Origin of the sequence: Pseudoalteromonas sp. SR44-2 (genome assembly GCF_014163745.1) — a bacterium.
GTDB classification, from domain to species: domain Bacteria; phylum Pseudomonadota; class Gammaproteobacteria; order Enterobacterales; family Alteromonadaceae; genus Pseudoalteromonas; species Pseudoalteromonas distincta.
In genome coordinates, this window is the sequence record NZ_JACJDW010000033.1 from 26,158 (window position 1) to 41,967 (window position 15,810).

A 15,810-nucleotide genomic window follows, 5' to 3' on the forward strand; every position below is an offset into this window, starting at 1 on the left:
ATGTCTAATAGAAGAATGAGCTTTAACTGTTGTTTATTATGCATTTCTTCAATAGGTTCTTTTTATTAAACGATCACTATTCAGCCCCTGATCAGGTTGCTAATTGGCGAGTAAGTGCACTGCGCATTATTCTATCATTAGTAATGGTGTTATGTTTTGCTGTGGTGTGCCACACGTACGCAAGCGCTATTGAGTTTAACTTAATTTATATTGTTGTATTAACAAGCAGTTTTTTTGCGACTGTATGCGGTTTGCTTATAGCAAGTAAGCGTTTTTATCACTTCAGCGCTCATGTACTTTTAATAGCCATTGTAGCTGCTAGCGTGTCAATGAACTTATTTTTAACAGACCTAGAGCTTGCTAAAGTGGGCTCTATGTATATGTATTCCTGCCCAATAATCGCACTTATGCTACTTGGTTATAGAACAGCCCTTGCTTATGGCGTATTAAATATTGTACCGTTTTACATGATCATCAATAACGTTGATGTATCGGGCTTAACTGGCATTGCTCAACAACTTCCCGATGCCAGCTTATACATTACAGGGCTAATATTCTTATTTTTTAACATTTGTATTCCCCTTGCTGTGGCACGCACAATTGTGGCTGCTAAGCGTTTAAACAAAACAATGATAAGCGCTAATACACACCTTAAAGATAAAAATGAGCTTTATCGAAGCCTGTTCACCGAATCAAATAAAGCCAAAATTATTGTTGATGAAAACCTTGTCATTACTGATTTTAATCAACACGCTATTGATATGTTTGGTATAAAAAAAGAATTAAAAGAAGAATGCGTTAACCTTTCTCATTTATTTCCTACTTTAGTTTTTGACGCCCCTAATGCTCAAAATAAAATTGTGAAGTACAAAAAAAGCTATTTTAAAGCCTGCTACCAGCAAATAACAATGAGTACTAACTACCGTGTATACGACTTTTACGATTGCACGCAAGAGCAGCTCATTAAACAAAATTTATCGATGATGGAACAAGAAAATAAACGTTTACGCTTTAGAGACTCGCAAACAAAACTACCTAATAGAGAATGGTTTGAGCTGCAATGCGACAGATTAACAAGCAAATACCAAAAAGGTTTTTTTATCGTTGTTACCCAAAGTGCAAATAGTGAATACTTAAATTTGAAGCTCACTAAAGCCGACTCTCAAGCATTACTTATTAACGCGTACAAGCGTTTAAAAGCGATGCCAGATGGGCCGTTGTTGTGTGCTCATATAGGAGTAGGAAAGCTTGCTTTTATAATTGGCGCAAACTCGCAAAACGAGCTTGAAGATAAGCTATTAATGCAAATAAAAAATACATTAGATAAAACTTATAATGTGTTTGGCACTAAGTGTCAGCAATCATTTTTATTTGGTTTTGCAAAGTATCCTGATCACGGAAAAAACAGCACAACAGTACTTAGCAATGCGTGCGAAGCACTTAAAGTTGCAAACTGTAATATGCCTCTAAGTGGTTATAACGAAAAACAATCACAAGCTTTTATCGAAAAATACGAAATTTCGATGTTATTAGATGAAGCGCTTCAGCAGGGCGATTTGTCGGTGCATTATCAACCTAAAGTAGATGCAAAGGGTCAATGTATAGGGCTTGAAGCTTTAGCGCGTTGGAACAGTCCCATACTAGGTAATGTGTCGCCAGTGGTATTTATTCCTATTGCCGAAGAATACAGAATGGTCAGTAGATTAACCGATTTGATTATTCAAAAAGTCTGCGCTCAAATTGCCAATTGGACTAAGGCGGGTTTACCGAGTGTGCCGGTGGCAATAAATATATCTCTAATTGATTTTAGCCAAACCGATTTCATGTCAAAACTGGTTAAATACCTTGCCGACTTCAACGTAAAGCCACCTCAAATAGAGTTAGAACTGACTGAAACCTCTCTTGAGGCAAACCAAGCGCATTCGCTAAAGCTTATGCAAACACTGCAATCGTGGGGTTTTACTATTTCGGTTGATGATTTTGGAGTGGGGTATTCTAATATTGCACGCCTTGCCGATTACCCTATTAACAAGCTCAAGTTAGATCGCTCATTAATAAGCCAAGTAACAAGCTCTACGCGTCAAAAAAGTTTAGTTAAAGCGGTGCACGTTATGTGTGAAGAGCTTGATATTAAGTGTGTAGCCGAAGGAGTAGAAACCCAAGAGCAAGTAGCAATAATGGCGCAAATGGGGTGTAAAGAATTTCAGGGCTTTTACTTTGCGAAACCAATGTCAGCCGAAAATTTTGCAGAGCATGTTAGCCGCCATGGCTTAGTGTTTAACCCCAAAGAGATGACGGCTCAACTTTAAATGTATAGCAGGTATTTTATTACCTAGTTACAGAGCTGTTGGGCGTTTATAGTTATTTCGCACTGATGAATAACTCCTGCTCCCCAATGCTGTATATCTGATTGAGCAGTACAGCCTGCATCTTCAATTAAAGCCGTATTGGCATCACATAAAAGTAGCACTGCGCTATCATCTTGTACGTTTACAATAAGCGTGTATTCCCCAAAAGGTGCAAGTTTGCTTAAATCGTTATTAACAGCGGCTTTTAATAACTCATCAGTTGTTGAATAGGATGTTTCACTAAATTTTAGTGTGCCATCAACGGCTGTAGCAATATCTTTTAATTGTGAGGCTAAGTCGGCCATCACTTCTGGATTGTTTTTTTTAGGAGTGTAGCAACCGCTAAGTAATACTATGAGGCTTATATAAAGTAAGTGTTTCATTTTATTTGCTCCATACCGTCATCGTGTTGTGTTCATCGTAGCCTGTATCTAGGTTCCAATTTTTAATTGCACTGTAATCAGTATCTAAAAATACGGCATTGGCAATAATGGTTATGTAGTGCTGAATGTTACTAACGGCAAAGTCAAAAATATCGTTGTAATGCATAGGCTCGTGCGGCGTTTTTAGATGTTCAATAAAAGTGGGGTCTACTTCGTTTGGGCGAGGATAAAACAAGCCTAAATCAGCAGCAACATGGCGTGCACAGGCAAATAATCGATAGCTTTCTTCAACATTATTTACTACAAGCTGAAAACCGTTATGCCATGAATTAAAGTTAGGAGCGTGTTGTGCTGCGTAGCTTGGGTGAACCGTTAATAAAGCATGTCGCCAAATTTTTGCAATATCGGTATCAAAATTATCGTCTTTGTTAGTACAAGATCCAATATTTTGTTGCACGCGGTCAGCATAACCTAACTCACCTAAATTTAAACGTTGCCAAATAAACGCGTCTTGATTCATTTCGCAGGTACGGTGCGCCGTTTGGTTTTGCGCGTAAGGGCCAACTTTTAATTCAACAACCGGATGCACTGTTATATCTGCAGCAACATGGGCCATATAACCGCATAACCAGGCAAAACACTTTTCAAATGCTTCACCTTCAAGTGTTTTACAGTATTCAATCATTGCTTTAAGTAAATCGCCTGTGTGCTCATAGTGCATTAGGTCGGCCCACGCATTTTGGCTAGGCTGCGCTACAGCTAAGTAAGGATAATCGGGGGCTACACAGCCTAGTTCAAGGTATGCTTGGCGTTGGCTTAAAATAAGCTTTGCTTTTTTAGGCATATCCATTTTAGCGAGTGACTTGGTTTGCGTTGCAATATTAACAGCAGTGATGTGCGCAAAAGCACCTGGCATTGTCATATCCTTATGATTTATTAATAGTGGACAGATTAACATTGAGAGGGGGTTAAATAAAGCCAAGCGAAGTGCTTGTGAGTGTTTAAAAGAGACTAAATTAACTGTTCAATTAATTGTCCATCTTCGTACAGCTTAGCATATTGGCGTTTATGTTCTTCAAACAGATAGGCGCGTAATTGCTCTTGTCCGCTATGAATCTGAGTTATTTTTGCTGCGATCCCTAGGCTACTTTGCCTAACGGGTTCTACATCTATAGATATGCTTTCTTGGTTGGGTAAGGTAAAGCTCATGTGCTGTAATTTTTTTACGCTCTTTCCACTTTTTAATGGTTTTAAAAATATACCTGTACTGGAAATCGATTCAATATTAAAACCTTGGCTTTTAATATTTAGCTCACTCCAGCGCCAACTACGTTGAGTGCCCTTTGTATCAATTACTTCTGGTGCGCTCAAGGTGGGGTTAATTACACCTAACTCATCAATTTTTAATTGCAGGGGAAACCAAAGTTGGTAATTAGCAACTTCAGCAAGCAAAGTTAGATTAGCGTGGGTAAAAAGGTGAGCAATATTCGCAGGTATAGAGCTTTTCATTGTAAGCATATGGTCACGAGGGGAACGTTGCTTTGTATTTGGCTTAAATAACTCAGCAAAAAAATTTATCTCTTCATTAGAAAAGTCCATATTTCACCCCAGTTACATAAAATAATTCACCACGGTAATTTAAACAATGGGTTTGATCAATAAATGCGCTGTTTAAATTTGTTTAGTCAATATTTATAAGGGTAAGTATGTTAACTAAACAATCTATTTAAATGAAGTACTTAACGCTATCGCTTTTCAGGGGCTTGAATTATTTAACATTTATAAAAATATATTTAGGCGCAAGTGGCTAGCTGTTAAACTACAGCACATTAGTTTTATTATTTATATTAGAGTTTACATTATGATATGTGAATTTTTACGTGATCAACAGCCGAAGTTACTGGGTATGGTAGTGGTATTGTTCGGTGCAGGATTTTCAATAAATGCAGTGGCTCAAGAGCAAAGCCAAACTTTAATTTTAGTGGGGTCAGAGCTTACTACCTGTACTAGCGCCAAGCTTAATAATTGCCAAAAAGAGGCTGTTATTGATGGTAAGTCACATAATTTATATACACTTAGCAGCTCTCAAATAAAAAACATCGCGCAGCATTGGCCTAATAATAATGTTGAGGCAAAAACGGCTGTATTAAAAACACTTAAAACCATACAAAGTAAATCGTCAAATAGCGTATCAAAAACAGATTTACTCTGGCAGTGGCGCGATATAAATAATCAGCAATTAGAAAGTCTAACTCAGCAAGAGTACAACTTTGTATTTGATATGCTAGAAGTACCGCTACTTAATAAAAACGGTGAGCGTTTAAAAGAGCAAGTAAATACCGATTTTAATAATGAGGTTGCGACTAATAATATTTTACAATTTGTGTCGGGCAGTTTAAAAGTTAATAACGCAAAACCCACCATGCTTGCTATTACGGCTTCGAGCCGCGACCCTTATGAGTCGGCAGATGTAGCGCAAAGTCTTTTGGCACAATCAAATATAAACACTCAATGGTTAGCACTAACGCCAGCGCTTGCTAAAGCGATTACGAGTAACTCGTGCGATGAATTACCAGCGCTTAGAAATACATTAATGAATGTGTATAACCGTGAAGTGATTTATCCCAATCGCACAAAGGCCGAATACGCTTTATGTAAAAATGGCACTAATGCACTTGTATCACTTATTAAAAATAGTACCGGTGTGATGTTTAATAGCGGTAATGCAGCATTAACTCATAAGGTATTATTTGATCAAAACAATAACCCATACCCGTGGACGCAAGCATTGCAAACTCGCCCAGTAATTGTAGGTGAAGGAGCCGGTGCTGCAATCCAAAGTAAAGTGACGGGCATGCTTACAAATACGACAAGCCTTGAGGCACTTCGTAAAAGTGAAAATAACACTAATGCTGGTGGGCTGGGCAGTTTTAACTTTGGTGTACTAGATACTCAATTTAGCGAACAAAACCGTACATTTAGGCTTGCAGCAGCGCTAAATAATAACGAAGTGAAAAATACTAAAACAGAGATTCAACATGGATTTGGTATTGATGAAAATACAGCCTTAGTTGTTATTAAATCGCCAGAAGGTAGTTTAATAACCGTAATAGGCAAAAGTGGTGTAGTGCATTTGGCTAACCAAGGTAAAGCCCAACCTGAGAGTAAGAGCTATAGCTATTCGTACTGGCCTACAAGCAGTGTAATTGAAATTACCAATAACACGTTTACCTTAAGCGCACACACAATAGATGAAGCGTTACCCGCTATAAAAATACCTCCACTGCCAGTGCAGCGTTTTGGCTCAATTTTAACAAATTCAAAACTGCGTTCACTTACTCAAGCTATGTGTTTAAGCCAAGAGCAAAGTGCGGTAGCCCAACAAGACGAGTTTATAATTAGCCTTACAGCAACGAGTGACACGCAGTATCATCGCATCAATGCAAAAGAGTTTGGTTGTGCGCTAAGCAATTTAAAGTTAGCTATAAAGTCGATTTAGTGACTAACCTGAGCCAAGGGTTTAAGTTTTTGGCTCTTCTATATAAAATAGCCACCATAATGATTTAAAAGCCTTACTAAAAGAGTGTTAAAATGAATAAAGAAAATGATGTAATTTCTAGTCTAGCCGAATTAGAAAGCTTTTTATTAAATGTAGAAAACGGCGGTCTTGGCCTTAAGGGTGTTTCGGGCGTTGGTATGGCAACAAACAATAGTGATGGTAGTCGTTTTGTAGCCGTGTTTGACGATAATCAAAAATTACTTTTAGCGCGCGGTATTACAGAAGACGTATTCCAAACAGGGCAAGACATGGTACGTAATGGTGTAGGGCGCAAGCACTAGTACTTTAATAAAAAAGCGCTTAGAGCGCTTTTTTATTTTAATTTCAATAAATTGAAATTAAATGGCTTTATATAGATTCCACAAAGGCCACTTCAAGTTAATAACAATTAAATACAACCCCCTCAAAAACCACAAAACTAGCCAGCTAAACTCAGTTTTATTAAGTGCGCTTAGATAAATAAGGTAGTGCTACGGATAAATTGTAGAATCAAAACAGATGAATTTTGGCTATATTTTGAAGAGAAGTTTAACTTATTGATATAGAGGGAGTTTATACCAATTCGCTTAATTAAGTGATCTATTTTTAGGATGGAAAAACGTGTTGACAGCTAGGCAAAAAATTCGCTATTTAGTTGTTCTAAATGAGAGTTTTTTAACACAGGTAGCGACACGTTTAGCCCCGCAAAATGATTAAGTATTATTGCGGATTGGTATTAATGGTCGGTATGGAGAGATTCGAACTCTCGACCCCTGCCACCCCATGACAGTGCGCTACCAAGCTGCGCTACATACCGACGTTGTTTGCAATAGTACGTGTATTTTTTTAAAAATCAATAAGCGATTGTTTGTTTGGGTATTTATTACGCAAGAGGCCTAAAAAGGCGCCCTTGCGGTGTATTAATTAGCTAGTCTTTATTTAACCACTTTTTGATCGAGTCATACATCTCATCTCGTATTAATGGCTGAGCTTTTTTGTTAGGGTGTAAACTATCGTTTTGCATTAGCTCAGGTTGGCTGGCAATATCGAGCATAAAAAAGTTCATTAAATGCGCATTTGTTTCTTCGCTAACGCGCGAAAAAGTGTCAGTAAACATTTTACTGTAACGCGGGCCGTAATTAGGGGGAATGTAAATCTCCATTAAGGCGGTCATCGCATTAGCTGCTTGGCTTTTTTGAATAAGAGACGTTAAGTTAGTTTGCATTTTTTTGACTGGAAAACCACGCAAACCGTCATTAGCACCTAGCTCAATAAGTACATGAGTGGGTTCGTATTGCTCAAGCAATGCATCTAAACGGCGTAGGGCTCCACCAGATGTTTCGCCACTAATACTGGCGTTGATAAGTTCAATGTCGGCTTGTTCGTCATCGTATTTATCTTGTAACAATTTTACCCAGCCTTCTTCTTGTTGAAGTCCGTAGGCTGCGCTTAAACTGTCACCGAGTATTAAAATCGTGTTGTCGGCTGCTGCGCTCAGCGGTTTGATAACTAAAAATAAAATGAATACTAAACGAAGGATTGAATGAGTCATATGTCAGCGCTTTCTCAATTAAATATAATTCAGGTTAATGGTTTGTCTAAAATAGTTTCTACCTTTGAAGGTGAGCTGCCCATCCTCAGCGACATCAGCTTTAATGTCAAGCATGGTGAGTCTGTTGCTATAGTTGGCACGTCGGGCTCAGGTAAATCTACGTTACTCAGTTTGTTAGCAGGGCTGGATACCGCCAGCAGCGGTGAAATTTTTTTAGATGGGGAGCCATTACACAATTTAGATGAAGAAGAGCGTGCTGCACTGCGCGCGGCTAAAATTGGATTTGTGTTTCAATCGTTTATGTTAGTACAAAGCTTAACAGCACTTGAAAACGTTATGCTACCAGCAGAGCTTGCTGGTGAAAGTGATGCGAAAGAGCAAGCAATTGCTTTGCTTGAAAAAGTAGGCTTGAGCCATCGAATTGATCATTACCCGTCGCAACTCTCTGGCGGTGAGCAACAGCGTGTTGCTATTGCGCGAGCATTTATTGGTACACCTAAAATGCTGTTTGCTGATGAGCCTTCGGCTAATTTAGACAGCAAAAACGGTAAAATGATTGAATCCTTATTATTTGATTTAAACACGCAACACGGCACCACGCTTATTTTAGTGACTCACGATGAAGGGCTTGCACAAAAATGTGAGCACATTATTCAAATAGAGGCGGGTTTACTGGTAAAAAGCCAAGTAGAGGACGTTGCTAATGTGGGTTAAGTTAGCGCTTAAATTATTTTCGCGAGAATTTCGCCGTGGTGAGCTCACGGTTATAAGCGCAGCTATCGCTCTTGCTGTGTTAACCGTGCTTACACTGTCGATGGTTACTGAGCGAATAGGGCAAAGTATTGCGCAAAAAAGCAGTGCTTTTATTGCAGCAGACCGTGTACTTGCAAGCGACCATGTTCTAGACACCGCTTTTATTACTCAAGCACAGAGCCAAAATTTAAAAACGGCGCAAATGGTGTATTTCGACACTATGTTGTTTGCCGATGATGAAATGCAGTTTAGCTCAGTAAAAGCGGCATCTAATGCGTACCCGCTAAAAGGGCAGTTAAAAGTTAAAGATACCCTAACCGGTGAAACTAAAGTTGCTAATAGCGGGCCAACGCCGGGTAATGTGTGGCTAAGTGAGTCGGTATTTTACAGTTTAAATATTGATATAGGCGCGCAAGTAGAGCTTGGCGCGGCATTATTTAATGTTTCAAAAGTTATTGTAGAAGAGCCAGACGCGCCATTTAATGTATTTTCAAGTAGCCGTCGTGTGCTTATTAATATTGACGATGTGGCAAAAACCGAAGTTGTGCAGCCGGGTAGTCGTGTTTATTATCGCCAACTTTATGCAGGTAGTGAGGCCGATATAAATAGCTTTTACGAGTGGCTTAAACCACAAATGAAAGAAAACCAACAATGGTATGGCGTTAAAGACCGCCAATCACCCATTTCAAACAGCTTAAACCGCGCTGAGAGCTTTTTATTACTAGCCGGCTTATTAGGTATTATTTTAGCCGCAGTGGCTATAGCTGTTTCAGCAAAACGTTATTGTGAACGCCAATACGACCCAGTAGCGATGATGAAAACGCTCGGCGGTAGCCGCTCAATGATCCGCAAAATATACATGCTTCATTTATTGCTTGTATGTGCAATGGCGGTAAGTATAGGGCTGTTAATTGGTTATGGTTTGCAAGAAATAGCAACAAGTTACTTATCAAAAAGTATGGGCACAGAGCTGCCTTTAGGTGGCTTTAAACCTTGGCTGGTGGCTATAAGCACTGGCGTAATTTGTGCTGTTATGTTTTCTATTAAACCATTGTTTGATTTATTTGATATTCCACCGCTTAGAGTACTGCGCCGTAACTTAGGCGACAAGTTGGCGGTAAGTCGTGTGCATTTAGGTATGAGTGCGCTAACTGTGTTTTTATTAATGTGGTTATTTAGTAACAACATAAAAATAACGCTTATTTTGTTTATATCAACACTTGCGCTAATTGGTGTGCTGTTTTTAGTATCTAAATTAATATTTGGTGGTGGTCGAAAACTAGGATTAAAGCCAGGTAATAGTTGGTCGCTTGCAATTGCGTCTATTCAAAAGCGTGCAAATGTGAACGCGGTACAGTTAATTAGTTTCTCGTTAGCGATTAAATTACTGCTGTTTTTAGTGGTACTTAAAAACGACATGATATCTGATTGGCAGTCGCAACTTCCAAGCGACGCGCCTAATGCGTTTTTAGTTAATATTACGCAAAATGAGTTTGAGCCAATTAATGAATATTTAGCTCAAAAAGATATTCAGGTATCAGAGTTTTATCCAACTATTCGTGGGCGCGTAAATGCGGTGAACGGCGAGTTGGTAGCACGTTCTGTATCGCTGCAAGACAACGAGAAAAAAGACGAAGAAGCACGTGCAGGTATTGGTCGTGAGCTAAATCTTACATGGCTTAAAGATGTTCCTGATCAAAATGAAGTAACACAAGGCACGTGGTTTGGTGAAAATGCGATGGCTGAGGCTTCAGTAGAGGAGTCGATGCTTGAGCGTTTAGATGTTGAGATAGGCGATACGCTTACATTTTTAATTGGTTCGCAGTCGTTCGACGCTAAAATCACCAGTGTGCGCAAAGTAAATTGGGCCACGCTTAAACCTAACTTTTTTATTATTTTAAGCCCTGATGTACTTGCAGATTTTCCGGCGACGTATATTTCGTCGGTACGTATAAATCCAGATCAAAAACGTGACTTTAGCCAGTTATTACGTACTTACCCTACTATTACAGCCATTGATATTGATAACTTTGTTAAGCAAATACAAACTACTATTTCGCAAGTATCGCTCGCCATTGGCTTTGTACTTGCAATTGTTGTGCTGTGTGGCGCGCTTGTACTTATATCGCAAGTGCAAGCTAGTTTAGGTGAGCGTATGCAAGAAATTGTAATACTTAGAACGCTTGGCGCTAAAAGCCGATTAATTAAAAACGCGACCCTGTATGAGTTTTTATTACTCGGTGGTTTAGCCGGTTTAGTTGCCGCATTTTTTAGTGATATAGCGCTTTTAATTGTGCAGCAACAAATGTTTGATTTAGCAGGTAAGTTACATCCACATATATGGATTATAGGCCCGGTAGCTGGCGGCGTATTTGTGGCTGGTTTAGGCTATTTAATGATTTCCCGAACACTTAAACAAAATACCCAAGGATTAGTGCGTGCCCTAGGGTAAGCTTAAACTAACATGCTCCTGTAAATGCCCACCTAGTACGTGGGCATTTTTGTTTTTCTTTGTACTGGTAATTTATACAGTGCTCTGGCATTATTAGCGTAATTTAAAAATAATAACAATGGAGCGCTGTTTGGCCATCATTTTAGGGATCGATCCTGGTTCACGTTTGACCGGATATGGTGTTGTTGCCCATCAAGGTTCTAAATTTACATACTTAGGCAGTGGCTGTATTAAGTTAGCCGATCATCCTTTTCCGGTTAGGCTTAAAATGATCTACCAAGGCATTACACAGCTTATTGAGCAGTTTTCGCCAGAAACCTTTGCCATTGAAAAAGTATTTATGGCGCACAACCCCGATTCAGCTTTAAAACTAGGCCAAGCTAGAGGTGCTGCGATTGTTGGCGCTGCAATGGCCGACTTACCCGTATTTGAATACTCAGCTAGGCAAATTAAGCAAGCAGTAGTAGGCAACGGTGGCGCAGATAAAACACAAGTGCAACACATGGTAAAAAATATTTTAAAACTACCCGGTACGCCACAGGCCGATGCAGCTGATGCACTCGCTATTGCGATTTGCCACGCCCACTCAGAACAAAATTTAATTAAACTAGCGGGCAGCGCAAGCAAAACCGTTAGAGGACGTTTAAGGAAATAATTATGATAGGCCGCTTAAATGGTATTTTAGTCGAAAAACAGCCACCAGAAATATTACTCGAAGTAAGTGGTGTAGGTTACGAAGTACAAATGCCGATGACCTGTTTTTACGATTTACCAAAAATTGGTGAAAATGCGATTGTTTACACTCACTTTGTAGTGCGTGAAGATGCTCAGCTATTATTTGGTTTTAATAATAAAGTTGAACGTGCCTTGTTTAGAGAGCTATTAAAAGCAAATGGCGTAGGGCCAAAACTTGGCTTAGCTATTTTATCGGGCATGTCGGCAAAACAATTTGTAAGTTGTGTAAATAACGAAGACTCAACATCGCTTGTTAAATTACCCGGTGTAGGTAAAAAAACAGCCGAGCGTTTAGTACTCGAAATGAAAGACAGACTAAAAGATTGGGGCAATGATTTATTTACACCATTTAGCGACAGCGCAGTAATAGAGCCAATGAGCGATGCGACAATTGCTAATAATGCAGCGGATGATGCCGTATCGGCACTGCTTGCATTAGGTTATAAATTGCCACAAGCTCAAAAAGCAGTAAAATCGATAAGTAAACCCGATATGTCTACTGAGGTTCTTATTAGAGAATCTTTAAAATCTATGTTGTGAGTAACCCATGATTGAAGCGGATCGCTTAATTGATGCGACTGAAAAAACAAATGAAGATTCTATAGATCGTGCAATAAGACCAAAACTTTTAGCCGACTATAGAGGCCAGCCTCATGTTAAGCAGCAAATGGAAATTTTTATTGAAGCTGCGCGAACCCGTGGTGAAGCGCTCGATCATTTATTAATATTTGGCCCACCTGGGCTTGGTAAAACCACGCTTGCAAATATTGTCGCCAATGAATTACACGTAAGTATTAAAACAACATCAGGCCCTGTACTTGAAAAAGCAGGTGATTTAGCCGCACTACTTACCAATTTAGAAGAAGGCGATGTACTGTTTATTGATGAAATACACAGGCTAAGCCCGCAAGTTGAAGAAATACTCTATCCCGCAATGGAAGACTACCAGCTTGATATAATGATTGGTGAAGGCCCAGCTGCGCGTTCTATTAAATTAGACTTACCTGCATTTACACTTATTGGTGCAACCACACGAGCAGGCTCACTTACATCGCCACTGCGTGACCGTTTTGGAATTGTGCAGCGATTAGAGTTTTATTCTGTAGAAGATTTATCGCACATAGTAGGGCGTTCAGCACATTATCTTGGTTTAGAAATGTGTGACGATGGCGCTACCGAAATTGCCCAGCGCTCGCGCGGCACACCACGTATTGCAAACCGCTTATTGCGCCGTGTACGCGATTACACTCAAGTAAAATCTGACGGCACAGTAAATGCCGATGTAGCTAAGCGAGCCCTTGATATGATTGACGTAGATAAAAGTGGTTTTGATTATATGGACCGCAAATATTTACTCGCCATAATCGAAAAATTTATGGGCGGCCCAGTAGGGCTCGACAATGTAGCGGCTGCTATTGGTGAAGAGCGCGAAACAATAGAAGATGTAATAGAGCCATTTTTAATCCAGCAAGGATTTATTCAGCGTACACCACGTGGGCGCATAGTGTCTGACAGTGCATATCATCACTTTGGTTTACTTCCTAAAAAAGACTAGCCTATATACTTTACTTGCTGTGGTTTATTGCGCAGCAGGTAATTGTCTCAGTATCCCTTTGTTTCAAATTATTATACTCAAAACCTCAACACTCTGTTGCAAATGTTATTTCAAAATACAAATACGCTTTATAGTTAACTGTTAATTCACAGGGCGTTAAGACTCGCGAAGCTATTCTGCGTACCATTCAAACTAGTAAGCGAATTACTTATTGTAAATTAGGTAGGGCAATTATTAGTTTATAAATAAAATATGTAGCGCACTAAATTGCAGGCAAAAAAAAGCCCGCAAAAAATGCGGGCAAACAACAAGTTGAAGGAAGTAATCCAGGGGAACTACGTTTTACTAAATTTGGTTTTATCCAGAAAGAGTAAAACAATGTAATACGATAAAATATCCTATTACTAAGAACTTGGCTTAATGAAACTATCTCATTCAGTGCGCTAGCTCGGTATGGGAGAATAATACGTAAGTTTACTTTTTTGTTCAAACTAGAAAATTTGTATTTTCAGATTAGAAAAACTAATTTAGTGAATTTTATTGTTGTTTGAATCTTGTGCGTTAATTAATCGTTAAATTTATAAGTTTATGAAATTTATAACTTAAGTAATTTATTTCGTTATAGCTCGGTATTAGTTTTACTATTACGTGCAGGTGAGGCTTATAGGTTTTGAGTGTTTATGCTCTTATTTTGAATAAACGGCGCATTTTATGACGTTTCATGTATATATTTACGCATGTTTATAGTTAGCGAGTTTGTTTAAAAGTTTAAATAAAATACTGAGGCAAAGGGAAATGCCAGCTAAAGCTGTTTTTTTAACGTTTTTTGTTGCCTATTCATAGCAATACCGTTGTCAGCTTGAAATGGACTAGATACACTAGATGCAACTTTTGGCCGTGTAAGCGGTCATATTTACACAAATTAACCAATTTGCCGTATTTTGAAATTATTTAGGAGTTTAACGTGGGATCAGGGCTTAATTTTTTAGATCTAATTTTAGAAGCAAGTTTGCTTGTTCAATTAGTAATGTTAGGGCTAGTTGCCATGTCTGTAATGTCGTGGACAATTATATTTCAACGTAAAAAAGCAATATCGGATGCGCTAATAAATGCTAAGAAATTTGAGCAAAAGTTTTGGTCGGGTATTGATTTAAGCAAATTATATAACGAGATATCGTCACGCAGCGGTCAGTCTCAAGGCATTGAAGCTTTGTTTACTTCGGGCTTTAAAGAGTTTGCTCGTCATAAAAAGAATACATTTCAAAGTGCGAGTATTGTTATGGAAGGAACGCACCGCTCTATGCGTGTTGCGCTTTCTCGTGAAATTGAAAAAATGGAATCTAGTCTATCGTTTTTAGCAACAGTAGGTTCTATTAGTCCGTACATCGGTTTGTTTGGTACAGTGTGGGGCATAATGAATGCCTTTATTGCACTAGGTGAAGTTAAGCAAGCTACATTACAAATGGTAGCACCAGGTATTGCAGAGGCACTTATTGCCACTGCTATGGGTTTATTTGCGGCGATACCTGCTGTTATTGCTTATAACCGTTTTTCAAACAGTGTTGAAAAGCTTGAGTCTCACTATATTAACTTTATGGAAGAGTTTGCTAATATTTTACACCGTCAAGCAGCTACACAAATAGAGGCACAAGCGAATGTATCAGCGTAAAAAGCGCCGTCCGGTCGCAGAGATTAATGTAGTACCTTACATTGATGTAATGTTGGTACTACTTATAATATTTATGGCTACAGCACCGCTTATTACGCATGGTGTAAAAGTTGATTTACCCAAAATGGAAGAGTCTGATTTAGTTGATACTAAAGATACTCCGCCTATTATTGCCTCAATAGATGCACAAGGTAAATATTACGTGAGTGTAGGTACTGATCCTGAAGAGCCTATGGAAGCACTTGCTGTAGCTGCGGTTATAAAATTACAGCTAATGAAAAACCCTGACGTGCCAGTCATGATTAAAGGCTCGGGTAAGGTGTCGTATCAAGAAGTATTATTACTAATGGATTTTTTGAAAAATGCAGGCGTACCATCAGTAGGATTAATGACTGAATCCTTTGAGGGGAAGTAGCTGTATGAATAGTTCAGTAGTAAAATCAATAGTACTTCATTTAGGGATTGGTGGATTTTTGTATGCTTCTGCAAATATTCATCCGCCAACACCTAAAGTAATGGAAGTAACACTTAATTCGGCTATACCTACGCCAGATAAAGCGGTATCAGCCGTTACAGTTGATCAAAAACAAGTTGAGCAAAAAATTGCTGAACTTCAAAAGAAAGAAAAAGATAAAAAAAGTGCTGAAGATAAACGTATCCGTGATTTAGAACGCAGAGCGGCCAATGCACGCAAGCAACGCGAATCAGAAGCACGTAATATTAAAAAGCTAGAGCAAGAGCGTAAAGCTAAAGAGAAAGAAAAAGCGCAAGCCGAGGCAGAAGCTAAAAAAGCACGTGCCATTGAGCAAAAAGAGCGTGCTAAAG

At 38.9% G+C, this 15,810-nt stretch carries 15 protein-coding genes and 1 tRNA gene; 11 read left to right on the plus strand and 5 right to left on the minus strand.

Annotated elements, in window-relative coordinates; translation table 11 throughout:
- The first annotated feature begins 38 nt into the window (after window positions 1–38).
- Complete coding sequence (locus tag H5115_RS16650) at window positions 39–2,309, plus strand: EAL domain-containing protein (RefSeq protein ID WP_182756382.1); 2,271 nt, start codon at window positions 39–41, stop codon at window positions 2,307–2,309.
- Between the two features lie 23 nt (window positions 2,310–2,332).
- Here the strand turns inward: H5115_RS16650 and H5115_RS16655 are convergent, their stop codons facing one another.
- The 3 genes from H5115_RS16655 to H5115_RS16665 all read right to left on the minus strand — a co-directional run bounded on the left by H5115_RS16655 (window position 2,333) and on the right by H5115_RS16665 (window position 4,330).
- Complete coding sequence (locus H5115_RS16655) at window positions 2,333–2,731, minus strand: hypothetical protein (RefSeq protein ID WP_182721061.1); 399 nt, start codon at window positions 2,729–2,731, stop codon at window positions 2,333–2,335.
- A 1-nt stretch (window position 2,732) separates the two neighbouring features.
- Window positions 2,733–3,647 (minus strand): zinc dependent phospholipase C family protein, encoded by a 915-nt coding sequence (locus H5115_RS16660; protein ID WP_165724316.1) that lies wholly within the window; start codon window positions 3,645–3,647, stop codon window positions 2,733–2,735.
- Window positions 3,648–3,742: 95 nt separating this feature from the next.
- The gene (locus tag H5115_RS16665) at window positions 3,743–4,330 is read right to left on the minus strand and encodes a hypothetical protein (RefSeq protein WP_182756383.1); all 588 of its coding nucleotides are present in this window, start codon (window positions 4,328–4,330) and stop codon (window positions 3,743–3,745) included.
- A 262-nt stretch (window positions 4,331–4,592) separates the two neighbouring features.
- Here H5115_RS16665 and H5115_RS16670 point away from each other — a divergent pair, with 262 nt between their 5' ends.
- Both H5115_RS16670 and H5115_RS16675 read left to right on the plus strand, forming a co-directional pair.
- Window positions 4,593–6,230 carry a cyanophycinase gene (locus tag H5115_RS16670; protein WP_182756385.1) on the plus strand — a complete coding sequence of 546 codons (1,638 nt, stop codon included), beginning with the start codon at window positions 4,593–4,595 and terminating at the stop codon, window positions 6,228–6,230.
- Window positions 6,231–6,322: 92 nt separating this feature from the next.
- Window positions 6,323–6,571: a hypothetical protein gene (locus tag H5115_RS16675; RefSeq protein WP_024596835.1), complete on the plus strand. Its 249-nt coding sequence runs from the start codon at window positions 6,323–6,325 to the stop codon at window positions 6,569–6,571.
- Between the two features lie 438 nt (window positions 6,572–7,009).
- On the opposite strand, the gene H5115_RS16680 is transcribed toward H5115_RS16675, so the two are convergent.
- A tRNA-Pro gene (locus H5115_RS16680) sits at window positions 7,010–7,086 on the minus strand.
- Window positions 7,087–7,197: 111 nt separating this feature from the next.
- The gene (locus H5115_RS16685; RefSeq protein ID WP_039490141.1) at window positions 7,198–7,821 is read right to left on the minus strand and encodes an arylesterase; all 624 of its coding nucleotides are present in this window, start codon (window positions 7,819–7,821) and stop codon (window positions 7,198–7,200) included.
- Here H5115_RS16685 and H5115_RS16690 point away from each other — a divergent pair, their 5' ends adjacent.
- The 8 genes from H5115_RS16690 to tolA all read left to right on the plus strand — a co-directional run.
- Complete coding sequence (locus tag H5115_RS16690; protein WP_182756393.1) at window positions 7,822–8,535, plus strand: ABC transporter ATP-binding protein; 714 nt, start codon at window positions 7,822–7,824, stop codon at window positions 8,533–8,535.
- A complete protein-coding gene (locus H5115_RS16695; RefSeq protein WP_182756387.1) occupies window positions 8,525–11,026 on the plus strand; it encodes an ABC transporter permease in 2,502 nt (833 codons plus the stop codon). Before H5115_RS16690 ends, H5115_RS16695 begins: the two co-directional genes overlap by 11 nt.
- A 130-nt stretch (window positions 11,027–11,156) precedes the next feature.
- Window positions 11,157–11,681, plus strand: coding sequence for a crossover junction endodeoxyribonuclease RuvC (gene ruvC / locus H5115_RS16700; RefSeq protein WP_002960649.1), 525 nt, complete (start codon window positions 11,157–11,159; stop codon window positions 11,679–11,681).
- Window positions 11,682–11,683: 2 nt separating this feature from the next.
- Window positions 11,684–12,301 (plus strand): Holliday junction branch migration protein RuvA, encoded by a 618-nt coding sequence (ruvA, locus tag H5115_RS16705; RefSeq protein WP_002960647.1) that lies wholly within the window; start codon window positions 11,684–11,686, stop codon window positions 12,299–12,301.
- 7 nt (window positions 12,302–12,308) lie between these two features.
- The gene (ruvB, locus tag H5115_RS16710) at window positions 12,309–13,316 is read left to right on the plus strand and encodes a Holliday junction branch migration DNA helicase RuvB (RefSeq protein WP_182756389.1); all 1,008 of its coding nucleotides are present in this window, start codon (window positions 12,309–12,311) and stop codon (window positions 13,314–13,316) included.
- A gap of 964 nt (window positions 13,317–14,280) precedes the next feature.
- Window positions 14,281–14,985 carry a protein TolQ gene (gene tolQ / locus H5115_RS16715; protein WP_002960643.1) on the plus strand — a complete coding sequence of 235 codons (705 nt, stop codon included), beginning with the start codon at window positions 14,281–14,283 and terminating at the stop codon, window positions 14,983–14,985.
- Window positions 14,972–15,400, plus strand: coding sequence for a protein TolR (gene tolR, locus H5115_RS16720; RefSeq protein ID WP_182756391.1), 429 nt, complete (start codon window positions 14,972–14,974; stop codon window positions 15,398–15,400). The genes tolQ and tolR overlap by 14 nt, the downstream gene beginning before the upstream one ends.
- A gap of 4 nt (window positions 15,401–15,404) precedes the next feature.
- Window positions 15,405–15,810: cell envelope integrity protein TolA (tolA, locus tag H5115_RS16725; protein WP_182682941.1), on the plus strand; the 406-nt coding region annotated here is incomplete at its 3' end.

What these genes read in the sequence shown, in the direction of transcription:
- H5115_RS16650 (WP_182756382.1), top strand. Translation starts at nt 39, where the DNA reads ATGCATTTCTTCAATAGGTTCTTTTTATTAAACGATCACTATTCAGCC.
- H5115_RS16655 (WP_182721061.1), bottom strand. Translation starts at nt 2,731, where the DNA reads ATGAAACACTTACTTTATATAAGCCTCATAGTATTACTTAGCGGTTGC.
- H5115_RS16660 (WP_165724316.1), bottom strand. Translation starts at nt 3,647, where the DNA reads ATGCCAGGTGCTTTTGCGCACATCACTGCTGTTAATATTGCAACGCAA.
- H5115_RS16665 (WP_182756383.1), bottom strand. Translation starts at nt 4,330, where the DNA reads ATGGACTTTTCTAATGAAGAGATAAATTTTTTTGCTGAGTTATTTAAG.
- H5115_RS16670 (WP_182756385.1), top strand. Translation starts at nt 4,593, where the DNA reads ATGATATGTGAATTTTTACGTGATCAACAGCCGAAGTTACTGGGTATG.
- H5115_RS16675 (WP_024596835.1), top strand. Translation starts at nt 6,323, where the DNA reads ATGAATAAAGAAAATGATGTAATTTCTAGTCTAGCCGAATTAGAAAGC.
- H5115_RS16685 (WP_039490141.1), bottom strand. Translation starts at nt 7,821, where the DNA reads ATGACTCATTCAATCCTTCGTTTAGTATTCATTTTATTTTTAGTTATC.
- H5115_RS16690 (WP_182756393.1), top strand. Translation starts at nt 7,822, where the DNA reads ATGTCAGCGCTTTCTCAATTAAATATAATTCAGGTTAATGGTTTGTCT.
- H5115_RS16695 (WP_182756387.1), top strand. Translation starts at nt 8,525, where the DNA reads ATGTGGGTTAAGTTAGCGCTTAAATTATTTTCGCGAGAATTTCGCCGT.
- ruvA (WP_002960647.1), top strand. Translation starts at nt 11,684, where the DNA reads ATGATAGGCCGCTTAAATGGTATTTTAGTCGAAAAACAGCCACCAGAA.
- ruvB (WP_182756389.1), top strand. Translation starts at nt 12,309, where the DNA reads ATGATTGAAGCGGATCGCTTAATTGATGCGACTGAAAAAACAAATGAA.
- tolR (WP_182756391.1), top strand. Translation starts at nt 14,972, where the DNA reads ATGTATCAGCGTAAAAAGCGCCGTCCGGTCGCAGAGATTAATGTAGTA.